Consider the following 16,811-nt stretch of genomic DNA (forward strand, 5'->3'; position numbering starts at 1 on the left):
CCTGAGAGTAACGTGTACATATAGAACTTCAACAATGAAGTGGAGGGGATCGATGACTACGATAGATGCGAGTACCAATCAGACAGTCGTACCGGAGCGTGCACGCTGGTTTACTCATGACCGCTTTGGCCTCTTTATTCACTGGGGAATCTACTCGGCAATCGCGCGCTATGGGCGTGGAGGGCTGGCTGAGTGGTCTAAGAGCATGGACCAGATCAGCGAAGAGGAATATCAGACCTATTTCGAGACCTTCGATCCTGATCTCTACAATCCTGTCGCGTGGGCGAAGAGCGCGAAGGCGGCGGGCATGAAGTACGCGGTCATTACGACCAAGCATCACGATGGCTTCTGCCTGTGGGATACGCAACTGACGGATTATAAGGCTACCAACACACCAGCCGGTCGTGATTTAATTCGCGAATGGGTAGAGGCTTTTCGTGCTGAGGGCCTGCGCGTGGGCTTCTATTATTCGCTTATCGACTGGCATCATCCTCACTTTCCCCTGGACGGCTTTCACCCCAGGCGCGAAGATCGGGTCGTGCGGGCAGAAGCAAGAGATATAAGCATCTATTTAGAGTATCTCAGGGGCCAGGTGCGCGAGCTGTTGACGAACTATGGCCCGATTGATGTTATGTGGTTTGACTTCTCCTATCCCGAGAGTGATTGGGGTTGGGCTAAAGGCAAGGGGCGCGATGACTGGCAATCTGAGCAACTGCTGGAACTGGTGCGCCAGCTAAGGCCTGATATCCTGCTGAACAATCGCCTCGACCTGCCCGCAGCGGCTGATTTTGTCACCCCTGAACAGGTGCAGCCACGAGGCTGGATTGAGGTCGATGGGCACCGTGTCACCTGGGAGGCCTGCCAGACGATCACCAGTAGCTGGGGCTATGACCGCGACAATCTGGACTGGAAGTCGCCCGACTTGCTTGTACGCCTGCTTATCGACGCCGTTTCAAAAGGTGGCAATATGCTCTTGAACACCGGCCCCACGGCTCGTGGCGAGATTGATCCACGCTCACAGGTGATTCTGGGAGAACTGGGAGCATGGATGAAGTGCCATGGACCAGCGATCTATGGCGCGAGCGCCAGCTCGTTTGCCGCACCTCTCGATTGTCGCCTGACCCAACGCGGCGATCGCCTGTATGTGCATCTCTTCTCCTGGCCCATGACCCACCTCTTTTTAGAAGGTCTGGCAGGCAAAGTCCGCTTCGTCCGCTTCCTGCACGATGGATCGCGCATCCGTTTTCACGATGGCACACTCGCTGGTAGTCATACCACCCCTTCTGGTGTGACGACTGATGTGTTGACGCTGGAGCTTCCCAGCCAGCGCCCCGATGTGCTCATCCCCGTGATTGAGCTGTACTTGCGTGAAGAATAAATTTCATTAAAAATGCACAGGCGACCGGCAGACACCGGTCGCCTGTGCATTTTTAATGAAATTTATGGATTGTGTTATTTTTTGTTTCTCTTTCGTTTCTACAAGTGTTGAAATATACATACCGATTCTGGTTGTGGGGAAATGTTGGAAGGGAATATTTCATGAGAATTACTGATCTTATCGCGACCCTGGCAGGGGTCATATCTATTGTCTCGGCTGCCGCTGGCGTCACGCAGTTTCTGGTAAACAATAGCAGGAATAAGGGCCTGCAGCAGCGTAAAAGCCTGATCATGCATTGTGTGCTTACGGTTATGTTGACAGTCGCCTTTGTGATGAGTGGAGTCGCTGTCTATGCCTTATTTCTGCATCCTCAAGTAACGGTGAACAACCAGGCAGCTATCACGCTTCCAGGCTTGCCAGGACACACTCCTTCGCCTGTAGTAACCGTGATCCAGGAAAATAAGTTCGCCGAAACTGCCATGGTCACAGTGACGCCTACTACATCGTCAACGGTGGGGAGTGATGATATACCCAAAACCTACAGCTTTAACCGCTCGCTGACCTGCCTCACCTCTTGCCAGGCCCAACTGGCTCTGACGCTAATAAAGGTCGTTGTGGACCCGGCTCAACAGAATACTACCTGGTATTTTACCGTGGCCAATAATGGGGCCACCGCCTGTAGCAGTATGTATGCGAGCGTGATTATCCAGGACGGAGCGGGTCATAAGCTGCTGGGAGGCCCTCCAGGAACATTGACGCAGCATGGCTTCTCACTCGATGCTGGTCAGACGCAGGAGCGTGATACAACGGTTTCCCTGGCGCCAAAGCCTGGCACATCCTACCTGCTCAAGATGTCATCTTCCTGTGAGCCAGTCGCTACAAACGCCACCTACCTGGTCGAAACACTGACCTTTAACTGATGTTACTGAGTAATAGAGTCTAGAGCATGAAGCGGGCATTGTGGCAATCTGCCACAATGCCCGCTTCATGCTCTAGACTCTATTATGCTTCTATGCTTCCAGGTTGAGCCAGCGAACCTCTTCAGGGGTGAGAGTGATGTTCACGGCCTCAAACGAGGTACGCGTCTCCGAGAGGGCGCGTGGCCCAATCAGGGGGAAGGTTGGGAAGGGCTGGTTCAGCACGTAGGCCAGGGCCAGAGTGATTGGCAGAATGCCGCGCTCACGGGCCATCTGGTTGACGCGCTCCAGGCGTTGGAAGTTATCCTCGCTATACCAGCAGCGCACGAGCTCAGGATCGGAGTGATCCTCCGGTTTTGCGCGCCCGGTGAAGAAGCCGCGAGCCTGGCTGGACCAGGGCATCAAGGCCATATTGTGCTCTGTGAGCCACGCGCGAGAACTTGCATCCGAGGCCGAGATGCAGCCTGCCCACACGGGATCGATCATGCGTGCCAGGCTAAAGTTATTACTGAGGGCGGAAAAGCCGGTCAGCCCGTGTTCTGCGGCCCACTGGTTGGCCTCTTGCAGGCGCTCAATGGACCAGTTGGATGCGCCAAAGACACGTATACGTCCGGCCTTCTTCTGCTCGTTGAGAACAGTGATAAATTCGCCTACAGGAATCTCGGGATTGTCGCGATGCATCATATAGATGTCGACGTAGTCTGTGCGCAGGCGCCCCAGGCTGATATCGAGCTGCTTAACGATCCATTCAGGCGTGCAGTATGGCGTGTGTGCGCCTTTGCCGAGGATGACCACCTGCTCGCGAATGCCGCGATTGGCGATCCACTGCCCCAGTAGCTTCTCGCAGGCGCCGCCGCCATAGATGAAGGCGGTGTCGAAGCAGTTGCCGCCGCGCTCGAAGTAGTCGTCCAGCATAACTGAGGCATGCGGCCACTCGGTCTGGTTATCCACACCCATGACCAGGCGGGAGACGGGCTTCTCCACTCCGGGCAGATTGCCATACTTCATGCTAGCATCCGAGCGGACACGCAGGGGACGCTGGCTTACCGTCAGGGTCTTACCCTCAGGTTTCTCCGCCTCATAGACGACACCGATGGCCTTGCGCCAGCGGTCAAGCGTCTGCATATTACCAAGTGTGTCCTCCCAGCTCATGGCAGGCGCTTGCAACTGCTCCAGGTAGGTGGCAACGGTATCGGCTTCGTTGCCATACAGGTCTACCTCGCTCTCAACGTCGATTTTCTCGCTCTGCCCATTTTTCTCTACGAGCAGATATGCCTGGCCGCGCTCGGGAAGCCATGGCGACTGGATGGTGATGGATCCCTTGCTGCCAAAGATGCGTACGTTGTTGTCTCCATTTACCTGGATGCCGGTGAAGAGCTGTGCCAGAACGCCACCTGGGAAGCTGAGTGAGGCCACGGTATATTCATCAACGCCTGTGGATCCAACCTGACCCACGGCGCTTACCTGTGTAGGTTCGACGAAGTCTTTGCCGTTGGCGATGCCCGCGATCATGCGTGCCATCGAGACGCTGTAGCAACCAACGTCGAGGATGCCGCCGCCTCCCAGTGCATTGTTGTAGAGGCGACTCTCGGGATTAAAGCCCGCATTAAAGCTAAAGGTGGCCTGTATCACGCGAATATCGCCGATCGTTCCCGCCTGTAGCAGTTCGCGCAGCATCTGCGTCTGTGGGTGGCAGCGATACATAAAGGCCTCCATCAGGAAGACCTGGTGGCGCTGGGCCGCCTCCACAATAGCCATCGCCTCGGCATGGTTAAGCGCGATGGGCTTCTCACATAAGATATGTTTCCCGGCTTCCGCGGCACGAATGGCCCACTGCGCATGCTGAGGATGCGGCGTGGCGATGTAGACCGCCTGGACCTGCTCGTCAGCCAGCAGCTCCTCATAGCTGCCGTAGCAGCGTTCTACGCTCCATTGCGCGCCGAAGGCATCGGCTGCTTCCTGACTACGACTGCCAACGGCAACCAGTGTTCCCGTCTCTGAATTGGCCAGGCCTTTGGCGAAGACGCCAGCGATCCTGCCAGTACCCAAAATACCCCAGGCTAGTTTGCTGCTCAAAATAGGTTCCTCCTTATTTACTCCTGTATGTGTAATAGTCTACAATCTCTGGCTGCTTTCTGCTAGGGCTGGATGGGCCTTTTTAGAGCTTGCGAGTGGGGAAAGGGGATGATAGACTTTATTTATCAGCTTCAATGGGTTGGCCGACGCTGCTAAAGCACGCGTCTACATATGGGGCATGATATGTAGACGCGTGCTTTAGCAGCGTCGAGCTGCCCTCTCAAATATATGCGTTTATCATTGATAATCCCCAGGTTGGAGGTAGGATGTCCGATATGGATGCACGGTTTTCCTCTGCGTGTGGAGAGGAGGATGGAAAGCAGGCGATGCCTAAAGCATTGCAGGAGGATAAAGAGCTACCATATGTGCCCAGTGGGGCGCTGGTCGTCATTATTTTAGGGGCCTTGAGCGCGTTTGGCCCGCTCTCGATGGATATGTATTTGCCCTCGCTGCCTGCCCTGGCACATGACTTTAGTGCCAGTACCTCCCAGGTACAGATTACCCTGAGTACCTGCCTGCTAGGCCTGGCTTCTGGTCAGCTTATCGCTGGCCCTCTTAGTGACGCAGCTGGACGTCGACGCCCGCTCCTTATTGGTGTTGCGCTCTACGCGGTCGCTTCTCTCCTGTGCGTTGTCGCCCCCTCGGTATTTACGCTGGCAGTGCTGCGCTTTGTGCAGGGGCTTGCGGGCGCGGCTGGCATTGTTATTTCGCGTGCTGTGGTGCGTGACCTGTATTCAGGGGTGGCGGCGGCGCGTTTCTTCTCGCTGCTCATGCTGGTGAATGGCCTGGCGCCCATTCTTGCCCCGATCATTGGGAGTCAGTTGTTGCGCTTTACCTCCTGGCGGGGCGTGTTTGTGACCCTGGCGATTATTGGCGTGATCCTCTTCTTGCTCTCCGCCTTTGGTCTCAAGGAGACGCATTCCGTGGAGCGACGCCAGACGGGTGGGCTTGCGGCAACGCTCTCCGCCTTCCGCGTTTTGTGCTCTGATCGTCTCTTTATCGGCTATGCCCTGGCGGGTGGCCTCTCCTTCGCCGCCATGTTTGCTTATATCTCTGGCTCATCCTTTGTCTTGCAGGATATCTATGGGGTCTCGCCCCAACTCTTTGGGGTGCTTTTTGGTATCAATGCCCTGGGCATCGTCGTAGCTGGGCAGGTAAATGGCAGGCTCGTAGGTCGCATCTCGGCGCGAGGGTTGCTCACATGCGGTTTGAGTTCGGTGGCCTTTGGCGGACTCGCTCTGTTGCTCGTGGCCGTGAGTGGTGTAGGGCTGGTTGGCATCCTCCCAGCGTTCTTTATCATCGTAGCCAGCCAGGGCCTGGTTATGCCCAACTCGGCTGCGCTGGGCCTGGCCGATCATCCACGTATCGCGGGTAGCGCCTCGGCTCTACTCGGAATGCTGCAATACGCGATTGGGGCCCTGGTCGCGCCGCTGGTCGGCCTGGGCGGCGGCAAGACTGCTCTGCCTATGTCCCTGGTTATCGCCTTCTGTGGTGTGGCCTCGCTTGGTATCTTTCTCCTGCTCTGCCGCACTCGCCAGCGCCTCGCCTGAGCCAAGTAGCCGCGTACGCGAGTAGCGGGCCGGGTCTTTTAGTATACCAGGAATAGCATACGAATACATCGTCCTTCTGGGCGGTGTATTCTTTTTTTGAGCGGTGTATGATCTGCGCCAGTGAAAAAGAAAGGACGCGAAAAAGATGATTCGTATTGGATTGATTGGTGAGTATAAGCCTGAGGTGCAGGCACATATCGCCATTCCCCAGGCGTTGGCCCTGGCAGCTAATGAACTTGGTTGTCAATATGAGGCGGAGTGGCTGGAGACACCTCTATTTGAGCAGGACGCTGAAGAGAAGCTGGCAGGCTACCAGGCTTTATGGTTTATTCCCAATACTCCCTATGCTAGTATGGGTGGAGCTTTGAAGGCTCTACAATATGCACGCGAGCGGCTGATTCCTACGCTGGGGACCTGCGGTGGTTGTCAGCATATGCTTATCGAGTATGCGCGCAATATGCTGGGCATCCGTGAGGCGGACCATGCAGAGGAGCATCCCGATGCCACTGTGCTCCTGATTACGCCGCTAGCCTGCTCTAACACAGGAGTTATTACTATCTGCCATCTCTCTCCTGGCTCGCATGTGGCGAGCATCTATGGGGTAAGCGAGGCCACTGAACAGTATGGTACCTGTAACTACGGACCAAATGCGCAATTCTGGCCGGAGCTTGAGCGGGGCGGTATGCATATCAGCGGTAGAGACCAGCAGGGCGAGGCCCGCATCATTGAGCTTGAGCGGCATCCCTTTTATATCGGTACTCTCTTCCAGCCGGAGCGCTCAGCTTTTAAGCAGGTTGTCCATCCTCTCATTCGCGCCTACCTCCAGGCCGCAAATGAGCTAGTTATTCCTCAATCATAGATCTCGCCCGTAATAATGGAAGGGTTTGTGGCGCTAGAAGTGCCACAAACCCTTCCATTATTAAATTTCGATGTCTGCGACGGAGTCGCGAATCCAGGTGGGGCGGTAGGGGAAGCGCTCGACCTGTTCGCGGGAAGTGACGCCGGTGAGGACCAAAATGGTGCGCAGACCACTCTCAATTCCTGAGATCATATCTGTATCCATGCGATCGCCAATCATGACGGTCTCTTCGGAATGGGCGTTGAGCTTGCGCAGAGCGGTGCGCATCATCAGCGGGTTGGGTTTACCGATGTAGTAGGGCTTGATGCCGGTAGCGGCGCTGATGAGGGCCGCCACGGCGCCGGTAGCGGGGACGGTTCCGCCCTCACCTGGTCCCATGGGATCTGGATTGGTTGCGATAAAGCGCGCGCCATTCAAGATGAAGCGGATGGCCTGGGTGATGCGCTGGAAGCTATAGGTCGTGGTCTCGCCGAGCACGACATACTCAGGGTCCTGGTCGGTGATGATATAGTCAACGTCGTGTAGGGCCGTCGTCAGGCCGGATTCGCCGATGACGTAGGCGCGTCCGCTGGGGCGCTGAGAGTGCAGGAACTGCGCCGTGGCGAGCGCGGATGTGAAGATAGACTCTTTGGGCACATCCAAGCCGATATAAGCCAGGCGTACCTGGAGGTCGCGAGGAGTATATTGTGAGTTATTGGTTAGGATCAGAAAGGGGATTTCCTGGTCGCGCAGGCGTTTCACAAACTCCGCCGCGCCGGGAATGATCGTCGAGCCACGTACGAGCACTCCATCCATATCTGATAGATAATTTTTGACGCCTTCCATGTGCTTTCTCCTTTTCACGCGAGCCAGGGAGAATGTATGAGATTGAGATAAGGGCTGCGTATGCCTGGCTCCGCCTCTGTTGTCTTCTCTACATGCTACCATATCTATGTAGAGAATGCGCATCAGCTTTTTGTCGCGATTAAATAGAGCTTGTTTTGCAGAAAAGGGGTGTGGTGCGGCTGGTCAGCCGCACCACACCCCTTTTCTACAAAACAAGCTCTATTTAGATTCCTTCTCGTGGTGACCACCGAACTCGAAGCGCATGGCTGAGAGGATCTTGTTGCCATATTCGCCCTCACCGCGCGAACTGAAGCGCGAGAAGAGCGCGGCGCTGAGAACGTGTGCAGGCATGCCCTCATCGATAGCGGCCTGTATCGTCCAGCGACCCTCGCCCGAGTCGGAGACGCGCCCCTGGAATTGTGAGAGGTTGGGATCCTTGAGCAGGGCGTGCGCTGTCAGGTCCAGCAGCCAGGAGCCAACTACGCTACCACGTCGCCAGAGCTCGGCAACTTCGGGAATGTCGATGTCATACTGGTAGAAACGAGGATCTTGCAGGGGAGCTGTCTCAGCATCGATCTCGTGTGTGTTTTTGCCGATATTGGCCTTCTGCAGAATGCCAAATCCCTCGGCGTATGCGGCCATGATGCCATATTCGATGCCATTATGGACCATCTTGACAAAGTGACCGGCGCCATGGGGTCCGCAGTGGAGATAGCCCTCCTCAGCGGTGCCACCTTTCTGCCCGCGTTCCGGTGTGGCTGGTGCGGTCTCTTTTCCAGGTGCCAAAGCCTTAAATATGGGATCAAGGTAGGCAACCGTTTCATCCTCGCCGCCAATCATCTGGCAGTAGCCGCGCTCGAGTCCCCAGACACCGCCGCTGGTACCGCTATCCACATAATGGATGCCATGCTTCTCAAGCATATCAGCTCTGCGAATATCATCGCGATAGTAGGAGTTGCCGCCATCGACGATGATATCACCTTTATCTAGCAAGGGGACGAGTGTCTCCAGTGTAGCATCGACTGAGGCTGCGGGTACCATAACCCAGATGATGCGCCTGGGTTGAAGCTTGCTCACCAGGTCTTGCAGCGAAGTTGCACCATCGCTGATTGAACCATCCTGAATACGAGCCTGGACTGTTTCCTGGCGTCTTGCATAGCCGACACACTTGTGTCCAGCCCTCAAGAGGCGCTTAGCCATATTGGCTCCCATGCGCCCAATTCCAATCATTCCGATCTCCATCGAGATCTCCTTTCAACTGCACGGATTTACGCGTTTGTATGCAGGTTGCAAAGATATTATATCTCTTTATAACTCTTTGCTCTACACGCAATAGCCATTTTTCCTGTTTCATGCTGGGAAAAATGTGCATGCTAAAGTCAAGCTCAGACTACCTCTATAACCTGAGTAACAGAATCTGTTATGTTTTCTCGTCCCATGCGATTATTATAGGCGAGATCTCAAATAGCATAAGGATGTCCCTATGAAGCAATTATCGATCACGCCTGCGCAGGCAACGGACGCCGCGCTATATCAACGCTATGCTTCTGTCATTTTCGCCTATCTTCTGCGGCAAGTCAATTCGCGTGAGGACGCGGAGGACCTGCTGGTCGATATATTTATGGCAGTCCTGGAGAAAAGCTCATTGGCAAGTATGGATGAGCAGCGTGTCGCCGCCTGGATCTGGACGGTTGCGCGCAACAAGGTTGTCGATTATCGCCGTCGTAGCAAGTATCGTGTGAGCATTGAGCTCGCGAAGGTCGAAGACGTGCTCTATGAGAGCGAGGAGCAGGCGCCCGAGCATATGGCCCTCAAGCACGAGGAACGGCAGACGTTACACACTATCTTGCAAGAATTACCGGAGCTCCAACGTGAAATCGTCCATTTGCGGTTCGGACATGACCTCACCTGTGGTCAAATCGCGACCGTGATTGATAAGAGCGAGGCGGCGGTGCGCATGACGCTGCACCGCACGCTCAAGCTTCTACGCACGCTCTATACCCGTAACGAGAAAGGAGGCACCCTGTGAGTCACGAAGACACATCCTTTATTCCCGAGCACCTGGATCAACAGATCGAGCATCCGGCTGCATCCCTTGCGCCCATTGATCAGCGTCTGGTACAGGAGTTACGCCAGGAGTACCAGGCCGATGCCCACGCCAACGCCCAATCCTTGCAGCGTGCCTGGGAGCGTCTGGAGAGTATCAAACGCGAGCGCGCCTTACAAGATCATGTTAGAGCCGCTTCTCAGCCTCTCTCTATTCAAGAGATACAGCAAAGGAAGCGAAATATGAAGAAAGATCTGAAGCAAGAAACAGAGATCTCGCCACGGAGCAGCATCAAGCGAACCATGAGCCTGCTCGTCGCCGTCCTGGTTGTCGCCATCATTGTAGGTAGTGCGGCATTCGTCTTTAGCATGGCTGGCAAAAAGAATGCCGCGCATACATCCAGTAATACTGCTGGCCAGGTAAAGGCGACTGCGACGCCAGTAGTAAATTCTTCCGGCATCTATATTACCTACCTGGCTGATTGGTCTACAACCGTCATCAGTAAACTGGATTCTCATACTCATACACCCTTGTGGAGCTATAAGAGCCCTGGCACTACAGTGAATCCCGCTGTGTATGGCAACACCGTATATGCCAGTGCTATGAACGATACAACCAATCAACCGCAACTTATGGCACTGGATGCTATGACTGGTAAGATACGCTGGGAAGCTGTTCTCAAATCAGTCCTATCATCCAATGCTCCGAGCAGTCCGGCTAACATGGGCTATCTCACAACTCCTGTGATTGTTGATGGCCAGGTATATGTGTTTAATCGTGCCGGAACGGTCTTCGCGTTCGATGCTAATACGGGCAAACAACTGTGGACATATAAAAGTGGAGCTACAGCACTTGTTGATGGAACCATTTATCCGAGTGGCGCGCCTGTTGTGAGCAATGGGGTACTCTATGGAGCGCTGGAGAGGACCTACTTCGCGGTCGACGCCAAAACTGGCAAGCAGATCTGGTCCTCTACTATCGGCGCGCAAGAGCAGGTGCTTAATGGCGTGCAGGTCACTGATGACTCGGTCTATGCCTCTTCTGCGGCCGTAAGCCAGCATCATGGAGGAATGTCGCTGCAAAGCTATGTCTATGCCTTCAATGCCAAGGATGGACAGCAACGCTGGAAGTTTTCCACCCAGAACTGGGTGAACGTCGCACCTGTTGTTGCCGATGGGCATATCTACTTCTTTGAGCGCAACCCCTTTGCCTCGCACTCGACGCTCCATGCGCTAGACGCTCAGGGGCATGAAGTCTGGCACAATGACTATGATACTGATCTCTATGCGCCCATTGCCGGGGGTGGCTATGTCAGCTTCAGCCGGGGAACATATGATCATACCAATGGTAAGGTCCTCTCATACACATTGTATGTACTGGATGCCGCGACCGGGAAGACGAGCTGGAAAAAAGATGTGGTGGCCGATCCCTCAAGTATTAACGAGGGTGTGCTCTACACCCAGGGCGCAAATCGCCAGCTCATCGCCTATGACCTGAAAGATGCCAAAGAGCTCTGGCACGGCCAGTACGGCGTCGATCTCGTCGACAAGATGGGGAGCCACAGCGCCTCGGTCCAACTTATAACTGTCATCCCCTAACCTATCATCCTATTCACGCTTAAGCAAGCAGGCCTGTTTGGTTTCGCACCAGATGGGTCTGCTTGCTTGATTTTTGGCCAGAGAAACGTATGTATTAATAAGCAGAACTATTTCATGACTTGCAACAAAGGATATATATGTCTATGTTGGAGCAAAACCTTCAACTTTCCGAGGAAGACGTGCGTTTGATTGAGGAAAACCAACTTGGTGAGCCTTTAAAGGTGTATCGCTTAAAAGCTAGGTACATTCGTTTCTGGCAGTGGTGCATTTGTATTATCATTGGGTTGAGTGTTTTATCTTTTGCGTTTGTTGTTAGTGATCTCCTTAGCTGGTATCCACAACACTCCAGTATTGGCTTCAACCTGTATGCTTTGCCAAGCTACACATTTAGATCTTTAGTAAATGGGGTGAGTGGTCTCTTGATAGGAGGTATATTGTATTGCATCATGTTCCAGCGGTCAAAGAACGAGCATCTTATCTTTTGTGAGCATGCAGCACTGCGAGTCACGAGACCGTTCAGGCGTAGCCGCTCCGAGATTGTATTTTTGACAGATATTGTGAGGATAATATCATCTAAATTTGATAGAGGAGAATATACTATCCTTTCGCGTGATGGCAAATGCCTTAAACTACGCAATTATCAAGATCAGGAAGAACTTATAGATATGCTTTGGGAGCAAAGTGAGGCCCTGCCATGAAAGCTGTAAAAGATACCGTCAAGCTATTTCGCCTTAACCACCGGCCGGGGAAAATAGTTTTATTGTCCTTGCTCGCATTGGATGTGATTCTTATATGCGATGTGTCATGGCTTGTAATTTTATTATTCACATCCTGGTCCTGGTATGAATTTTTTGGGCGAGTCGTGCCTATGGTAGTGATGGTACTGATTTTAAATGTTTATTGCTATTCAATATTTGGCGCTCATCTCACTTTATCTCGTGAGGGTATAACGCTCTGGGAGCAAAGTCAAACTTTCTTTTTGCCCTGGAAGAGTATCACTATGATCCAGGGCGCAGAAGATAAATTACTCATCATTCTAGAGGAGCCAGCTACATTCACAAACTCTTTGCGCGAAGGTAAACTTCAACTAAAGGCTGTGATAAAGCGTTCATTGTTGAATAGGCTTTTATATCGACTCGCAAAGCTTTCAGAGAGTAATATACAGCGACAATGGCTGTATGTTAATGCGCGTGGATATTTGCGTCAAAGACAAGCACGAGCAAGCTGGCAAGAGTACATGCAGAAGTATGGTTCACATATACGGATGATAGATATGTCGGAGCTAGGTGAGAGCGTTGTGCCGAAGGCGGATGTCGAGTAAAAGCGTTTGTGGCTTGGTAAGATGCCTCCCTTGAGATGTTGCCTGAAGAGAGACATCTTATGAGAGATAGCTAGAGCTTGATGTTGAGCAGGATGAGCAGGCCGAAGAGGGCGATGCCACAGCCAGAGAGGCGGTTGATCCATAAAAGCCAGGTTGCGGTTAAGCGCTCGCGCAGCAGGCTGACGCCGCTCACGAGGATGAGCCACCAGAGCAGGGAGCCGAGAAAGATCGTCAGCGTGACGACGAGCGCGGAGAGCGGGCCACTCGTCGTGCCCAAGCCGATGCCCGCGAAGATGAGAGCGAAAGAGAGAATGGTCATAGGGTTGGTCAGGGTGAGTAGGAGCGTCGTCACGTAAGCTCTGGGCAGGTTGACGGCTGAGACACTGTGCGCGGCCTTGCGAGCTGGAAGAGTGAGTGCTGTGCGGCAGCCCAGGTAGATCAAGAAGATCCCTCCTAGTAGGTGAACCCACCAGTTCTGGCTGATGAGCAGGTCGGAGAGCGCGGTCAGGCCAAAGGCGGAGATGCTGGCGTAAAGCCCATCGGTGCTGGCGATGCCCAGGCCCGATACCAGGCCATAGAGATAGCCACGCGTCAACGTGCGCTGAATGCAGAGCAAGCTCATAGGGCCGACCGCCGCGGCAATAGAGATACCAATAAAGAGCGTGCGGAAGAAGGTCGCGATATCCATCTGAATACTCCTTACAAAAGGCTAAAAAGGGAACAAAAAAACGCCAGACCTCATATCTCAGGTCTGGCGTTGGCTTTAGCCGTTAGCGGCTATGTGCTCTATGGAACTGTGGGAGAAGAAGACATGCCCAGAGAACCAGACCTGTACAGGCGCTGGCTCTGCTGCTGTTGAACATATGTGTTTGTGCTAAGAAGTAGCATCACAGGCATGTCTTTAATGGCCGATCCTTTTACCCTATTCTGCTTGAGTATAGCATAGCTAGCGGGAAATGTCTGCTGCTTTTGATGGAGAGGGTGTCCGTCATTTTTTTGCAATAGGCTTGGAGCGACAAGCAAGCGTTCGTTTCCAGGGATGATAGGAGGAAGGACGAGAAGAACCAGGCAAGGTGGCAGCAGGTGCCACCGGACGAGGCAGCGGCGCAACCGGTTTGGGAGTGGGGGGCCGAAACTGCAGGAGCCAAAGCATCAAGGAGGAAACCATCTGTTCCACATGAGGAAGCACCCGCTGTTTTCGGCGCAGCAGCAGCTGGCGATATTGCTCTGTGCAGATCTCTTGCCAACACGCTTCCCACCGCTCATTGCAGACGGCATTGCGTAAGGTGAGCATGGGGATTGACATGGCTGGGCTCCCAATGCATGCCCGCGCCTTTGAGGCGAGCTTCAACCACCACTTTATTGGCACTTTCCACCATCCCAGAGCCAATGGGCCAACCGAGCTTGCGGTAGTGGGGATACTGCATCAACGCTTCCCGTTTGAGAAAATAGCCCACCTGTTCACGCACTCCTTCCTGCTGGGCCAGATCGGCTGGAAGGCGGGAAAGCAGCCAGATGAGCAGATGGGGGCCCCGATGTTTGAGTCGATGACACGCTCGCTCAAGCAGATCGGCAGGCAGAGCCAGACCAGCTTGGTGCAAGGCTTGGATGAGCAGATTGAGATGCTCTGCAGCGTGAGGAAAATCCAAAACGCGTAGCGCCTGGGGACAATGCAGATCGAGGAAGCCTTGCAACCAATCAGCTCCATCGGTCACCGCCCCGATCTCTTGAGCCTGACTCACCCCTCGCCGTCGCATCTCCACCTCGGCCAGGCTGGCAAAGGTCTGAGCATCACACATGCGGGAAAAATAGGAGAGCTGGTGGACATGGACTTCTTGCGCTCCTGTCGAGGTCGTTTGGTGCTCGACCTGGCCCAGAGCCACCGTCCGGACTTCTGCCCATTGTCCCTTGAGCAAAGGCACATAGGCTCCATCGGCGCTGATGGCCAGGCGCTTGGGGGGCTTGCTGGCAGGCAGATGCTCTGGCACAGGCATCTGGGCCTGAGCCGTTTGCACCGCCAGGGCCAAGGCACCTGCCCGTTCACTCTGTCGGCGCGTGCTCGCTTCACTGACCTGAACCCCTAACAAGCGTTCCATCATCTTGGCGGCTTGTGCAAAAGGCATCCAGCTGGAGAGATGCACCAGATGCTCGTGTTGCAGAGAGGTCAAGGTACTCCCTCTTGGGAGCGCTAACTCCTCATCGAGGGGAAAAAGCCCTGTCCCACAGGTGGGGCAGGTCCCGTACGTTCTCGTGAGCGTGATCTCTTGCCCTCCCGCTCCTTGCAGACAGCGTGTCCGTTTCCCACGGGCTTGCAGGGGGGTTCCACACACGGGACAGCTGGGGCGCTCTTGGGCAGGGGCACCACTCCAGTCACGTTGTTCACTCTCTTGTACTGCATCTTGAATCACTTGGGCTTCCAGTCGACTCAGGCGCCGATGCACTTCGTGCTCAATCTCACGGAAGGTGGCCTTGGGATGGGCCCGCCGCCACTCTTTGATATCGGTGAGAATCTGTTCACTCAGCTGTTGCCAGCCTTGATCGCTCTCTTCGCTCATGTTTTTCCTTCCCCTCTTGAGATTGAACTCATCTTCGCAGAAGAGAGGGTCTTTGTCTAGCCCTTTTGCAAAAAGATGACGGACACCCTGATGGAGAGAGCGGGATTGCAAAGGGCGGCTAGCCCTTTGCCGGAGTTCGGGGTGTCCCCGAAAAATCTCTTTATTCTTCTTTCCTGCCGCCGCAGGCGGCAAATAGGACGTGATGGCGCCTAACATTTTAGGGCATAAGGGCATACATTCGTATAGACAAATGCGAATGTATGCCCTAAAATGTTATATTTGTTTGGAGCAGAAATTTTCCAGATGCTATCTCGACCCTGGCTATGAGTTTGTCTAAATAAAAGATCATGCCTATGCCTCTGTGTAAGCAAAGGAGCTGTATATGTTGTCTATGCCAACTCTGCTGTCGCGTGTGACGGAACTACCTACGAAACGTTTGTATTTGGTTGCTGGTCCCGCTGCCTCGGGCAAGACTACCTTCTCCCTGGCCCTGGCGCGCTATCTGGGCGCGGCCCTGCTCTCGATGGATCACTATTATGTGGATGAGGAGCAGGTGGTGAGAGAGTACGATGAGAAATATGGGCTGGTGCCGCAGTGGGAGAGTCCAGAGGCTTATATCGTAGAGCGTATGCAGCAGGATATACGCGAACTGCTCTGCACAGGCCATGCAAAGATTCCTCACTACAGTTTTGTGGAGAACCGCAAGGTGGGCGAGCAGGAGATGAGCCTGGGCATGGAGCAGCCTCTGATTGTCGAGGGGTTGTACGCGATCCGTTTTGAGTCCTTATTTCGTGAGTTGACGGATTCGTTTGTGACGCTGTATATTCAGGCCGAGACAGAGGTCCGGCGTGCGCGCTCCCGTGTGCGTGACGTAGTTGAGCGTGGGAAACTACCTGAGGAGTTTGAGAAGCGCTACCATTTTGTCTCGCTGGGCGAGCAGCGCTGGGGACTCTCACAGATGCGGGAGGCCGATTTCGTGGTGGAGGCAAATGAGGAGACGCGAGAGCGCTTTTTTCTGTAAAGTATCTTCTTATTTTCGTCGCTAATGGAGGCTGCAGTAAGAGATGCCAGGAAGAAAGCGCCAGATGAAAATCGCCTTTATTGGCGCAAGCTGTGTGGGCAAAACAACGTTACTAGAACGGTACAGAGAGACATTCAAAAATGATCCAGGGGTGGTGGTATGCGTTGCGGAAGCGGCAAGAATGTTTTTTGCAAATCATACGGTCTCCGATCGATTCTCCGTTGTGACGCAAGGAAAAATTCAGCTTCTCGCCCTCAGAAACGAGCAGGAGGCGTATGCAACTGGAGCACATCTTCTCTTCTGCGACAGGTCTGTCCTTGACGCAGTCGTATATGTAAGAGCCTGCGGCGATAAACTGGGCGCAAACAAGCTCTTTGAGAGAGTACAAACGTGGGCCTCTACCTACTCCAAATTGCTTCTACTCGATCCAGTCGGTATAGACTATGTGACGGATGGTATTCGGCAGGAAGATCTCGATACAAGACAGCAATTCCATGACGCTTTTATCCATTTCTTTCAGGAGACATCTCTTCCATATGAACTCCTCAATGGGACATTTCAAGAGCGATGTCGTAGGATTGATGAAATCCTCGAAGCTTTCCAAGAGGAGGAAAAAATCAAGTTGCCAGGGTAGCAGAACCCACCTTGAAAGTTGGGCATGCTT

16 protein-coding genes are annotated in these 16,811 nt (G+C 53.8%); 10 read left to right on the top strand and 6 right to left on the bottom strand.

Annotated features, from left to right (window positions below; genetic code table 11):
• The first annotated feature begins 52 nt into the window (after positions 1 to 52).
• Positions 53 to 1,378, top strand: coding sequence for an alpha-L-fucosidase (locus KRAC_RS49085; RefSeq protein WP_007920137.1), 1,326 nt, complete (start codon positions 53 to 55; stop codon positions 1,376 to 1,378).
• Positions 1,379 to 1,539: 161 nt separating this feature from the next.
• Positions 1,540 to 2,298, top strand: coding sequence for a hypothetical protein (locus tag KRAC_RS49090; protein ID WP_007920138.1), 759 nt, complete (start codon positions 1,540 to 1,542; stop codon positions 2,296 to 2,298).
• 90 nt (positions 2,299 to 2,388) lie between these two features.
• Here KRAC_RS49090 and KRAC_RS49095 read toward each other — a convergent pair whose 3' ends face one another.
• Positions 2,389 to 4,371: an aldo/keto reductase gene (locus tag KRAC_RS49095; protein WP_007920139.1), complete on the bottom strand. Its 1,983-nt coding sequence runs from the start codon at positions 4,369 to 4,371 to the stop codon at positions 2,389 to 2,391.
• A gap of 326 nt (positions 4,372 to 4,697) precedes the next feature.
• On the opposite strand from KRAC_RS49095, the gene KRAC_RS49100 reads away from it, so the two are divergent.
• Together KRAC_RS49100 and KRAC_RS49105 are read left to right on the top strand one after the other, a co-directional pair.
• Complete coding sequence (locus tag KRAC_RS49100; RefSeq protein ID WP_052569355.1) at positions 4,698 to 5,921, top strand: Bcr/CflA family multidrug efflux MFS transporter; 1,224 nt, start codon at positions 4,698 to 4,700, stop codon at positions 5,919 to 5,921.
• A gap of 145 nt (positions 5,922 to 6,066) precedes the next feature.
• Positions 6,067 to 6,780, top strand: coding sequence for a CTP synthase C-terminal region-related (seleno)protein (locus KRAC_RS49105; RefSeq protein ID WP_007920141.1), 714 nt, complete (start codon positions 6,067 to 6,069; stop codon positions 6,778 to 6,780).
• Between the two features lie 60 nt (positions 6,781 to 6,840).
• On the opposite strand, the gene KRAC_RS49110 is transcribed toward KRAC_RS49105, so the two are convergent.
• Entirely contained in the window at positions 6,841 to 7,605 is a 765-nt protein-coding gene (locus KRAC_RS49110; protein WP_007920143.1) for an HAD-IIA family hydrolase, read from the bottom strand.
• Positions 7,606 to 7,824: 219 nt separating this feature from the next.
• Positions 7,825 to 8,847, bottom strand: coding sequence for a phosphogluconate dehydrogenase (NAD(+)-dependent, decarboxylating) (gnd, locus tag KRAC_RS49115; RefSeq protein WP_007920144.1), 1,023 nt, complete (start codon positions 8,845 to 8,847; stop codon positions 7,825 to 7,827).
• A gap of 241 nt (positions 8,848 to 9,088) precedes the next feature.
• On the opposite strand from gnd, the gene KRAC_RS49120 reads away from it, so the two are divergent.
• The 4 genes from KRAC_RS49120 to KRAC_RS49135 all read left to right on the top strand — a co-directional run bounded on the left by KRAC_RS49120 (position 9,089) and on the right by KRAC_RS49135 (position 12,571).
• Complete coding sequence (locus KRAC_RS49120; RefSeq protein WP_007920146.1) at positions 9,089 to 9,634, top strand: RNA polymerase sigma factor; 546 nt, start codon at positions 9,089 to 9,091, stop codon at positions 9,632 to 9,634.
• Positions 9,631 to 11,250 carry a PQQ-like beta-propeller repeat protein gene (locus KRAC_RS49125; protein ID WP_007920147.1) on the top strand — a complete coding sequence of 540 codons (1,620 nt, stop codon included), beginning with the start codon at positions 9,631 to 9,633 and terminating at the stop codon, positions 11,248 to 11,250. The genes KRAC_RS49120 and KRAC_RS49125 overlap by 4 nt, the downstream gene beginning before the upstream one ends.
• A gap of 143 nt (positions 11,251 to 11,393) precedes the next feature.
• The gene (locus KRAC_RS49130; protein WP_040447395.1) at positions 11,394 to 11,948 is read left to right on the top strand and encodes a hypothetical protein; all 555 of its coding nucleotides are present in this window, start codon (positions 11,394 to 11,396) and stop codon (positions 11,946 to 11,948) included.
• The gene (locus KRAC_RS49135) at positions 11,945 to 12,571 is read left to right on the top strand and encodes a hypothetical protein (RefSeq protein WP_007920149.1); all 627 of its coding nucleotides are present in this window, start codon (positions 11,945 to 11,947) and stop codon (positions 12,569 to 12,571) included. The genes KRAC_RS49130 and KRAC_RS49135 overlap by 4 nt, the downstream gene beginning before the upstream one ends.
• 70 nt (positions 12,572 to 12,641) lie before the next feature.
• Here KRAC_RS49135 and KRAC_RS49140 read toward each other — a convergent pair whose 3' ends face one another.
• From KRAC_RS49140 to KRAC_RS49150, 3 genes are all read right to left on the bottom strand, one after another.
• Positions 12,642 to 13,259 carry a LysE family translocator gene (locus tag KRAC_RS49140; protein ID WP_007920150.1) on the bottom strand — a complete coding sequence of 206 codons (618 nt, stop codon included), beginning with the start codon at positions 13,257 to 13,259 and terminating at the stop codon, positions 12,642 to 12,644.
• A 300-nt stretch (positions 13,260 to 13,559) separates the two neighbouring features.
• Positions 13,560 to 13,877, bottom strand: a complete 318-nt coding sequence (locus KRAC_RS77415) for a hypothetical protein (RefSeq protein WP_244422541.1) — start codon at positions 13,875 to 13,877, stop codon at positions 13,560 to 13,562.
• A complete protein-coding gene (locus tag KRAC_RS49150; protein WP_007920152.1) occupies positions 13,834 to 15,126 on the bottom strand; it encodes an ISKra4 family transposase in 1,293 nt (430 codons plus the stop codon). Before KRAC_RS49150 ends, KRAC_RS77415 begins: the two co-directional genes overlap by 44 nt.
• Positions 15,127 to 15,517: 391 nt before the next feature.
• Between KRAC_RS49150 and KRAC_RS49155 the strand changes: the two genes are divergently transcribed.
• Positions 15,518 to 16,147, top strand: coding sequence for a uridine kinase family protein (locus tag KRAC_RS49155; RefSeq protein WP_169461046.1), 630 nt, complete (start codon positions 15,518 to 15,520; stop codon positions 16,145 to 16,147).
• Between the two features lie 43 nt (positions 16,148 to 16,190).
• Complete coding sequence (locus tag KRAC_RS49160; RefSeq protein ID WP_007920154.1) at positions 16,191 to 16,781, top strand: ATP/GTP-binding protein; 591 nt, start codon at positions 16,191 to 16,193, stop codon at positions 16,779 to 16,781.
• Positions 16,782 to 16,811 lie beyond the last annotated feature (30 nt).

This window comes from Ktedonobacter racemifer DSM 44963, from assembly GCF_000178855.1.
Lineage (GTDB): Bacteria > Chloroflexota > Ktedonobacteria > Ktedonobacterales > Ktedonobacteraceae > Ktedonobacter > Ktedonobacter racemifer.

Excerpts from the sequence above, each read along its gene's own strand:
- KRAC_RS49085 (WP_007920137.1), top strand. The coding sequence starts at position 53 with ATGACTACGATAGATGCGAGTACCAATCAGACAGTCGTACCGGAGCGT.
- KRAC_RS49090 (WP_007920138.1), top strand. The coding sequence starts at position 1,540 with ATGAGAATTACTGATCTTATCGCGACCCTGGCAGGGGTCATATCTATT.
- KRAC_RS49100 (WP_052569355.1), top strand. The coding sequence starts at position 4,698 with ATGCCTAAAGCATTGCAGGAGGATAAAGAGCTACCATATGTGCCCAGT.
- KRAC_RS49105 (WP_007920141.1), top strand. The coding sequence starts at position 6,067 with ATGATTCGTATTGGATTGATTGGTGAGTATAAGCCTGAGGTGCAGGCA.
- KRAC_RS49110 (WP_007920143.1), bottom strand. The coding sequence starts at position 7,605 with ATGGAAGGCGTCAAAAATTATCTATCAGATATGGATGGAGTGCTCGTA.
- gnd (WP_007920144.1), bottom strand. The coding sequence starts at position 8,847 with ATGGAGATCGGAATGATTGGAATTGGGCGCATGGGAGCCAATATGGCT.
- KRAC_RS49120 (WP_007920146.1), top strand. The coding sequence starts at position 9,089 with ATGAAGCAATTATCGATCACGCCTGCGCAGGCAACGGACGCCGCGCTA.
- KRAC_RS49130 (WP_040447395.1), top strand. The coding sequence starts at position 11,394 with ATGTTGGAGCAAAACCTTCAACTTTCCGAGGAAGACGTGCGTTTGATT.
- KRAC_RS49135 (WP_007920149.1), top strand. The coding sequence starts at position 11,945 with ATGAAAGCTGTAAAAGATACCGTCAAGCTATTTCGCCTTAACCACCGG.
- KRAC_RS49140 (WP_007920150.1), bottom strand. The coding sequence starts at position 13,259 with ATGGATATCGCGACCTTCTTCCGCACGCTCTTTATTGGTATCTCTATT.
- KRAC_RS77415 (WP_244422541.1), bottom strand. The coding sequence starts at position 13,877 with ATGTCAATCCCCATGCTCACCTTACGCAATGCCGTCTGCAATGAGCGG.
- KRAC_RS49150 (WP_007920152.1), bottom strand. The coding sequence starts at position 15,126 with ATGAGCGAAGAGAGCGATCAAGGCTGGCAACAGCTGAGTGAACAGATT.
- KRAC_RS49155 (WP_169461046.1), top strand. The coding sequence starts at position 15,518 with ATGCCAACTCTGCTGTCGCGTGTGACGGAACTACCTACGAAACGTTTG.
- KRAC_RS49160 (WP_007920154.1), top strand. The coding sequence starts at position 16,191 with ATGCCAGGAAGAAAGCGCCAGATGAAAATCGCCTTTATTGGCGCAAGC.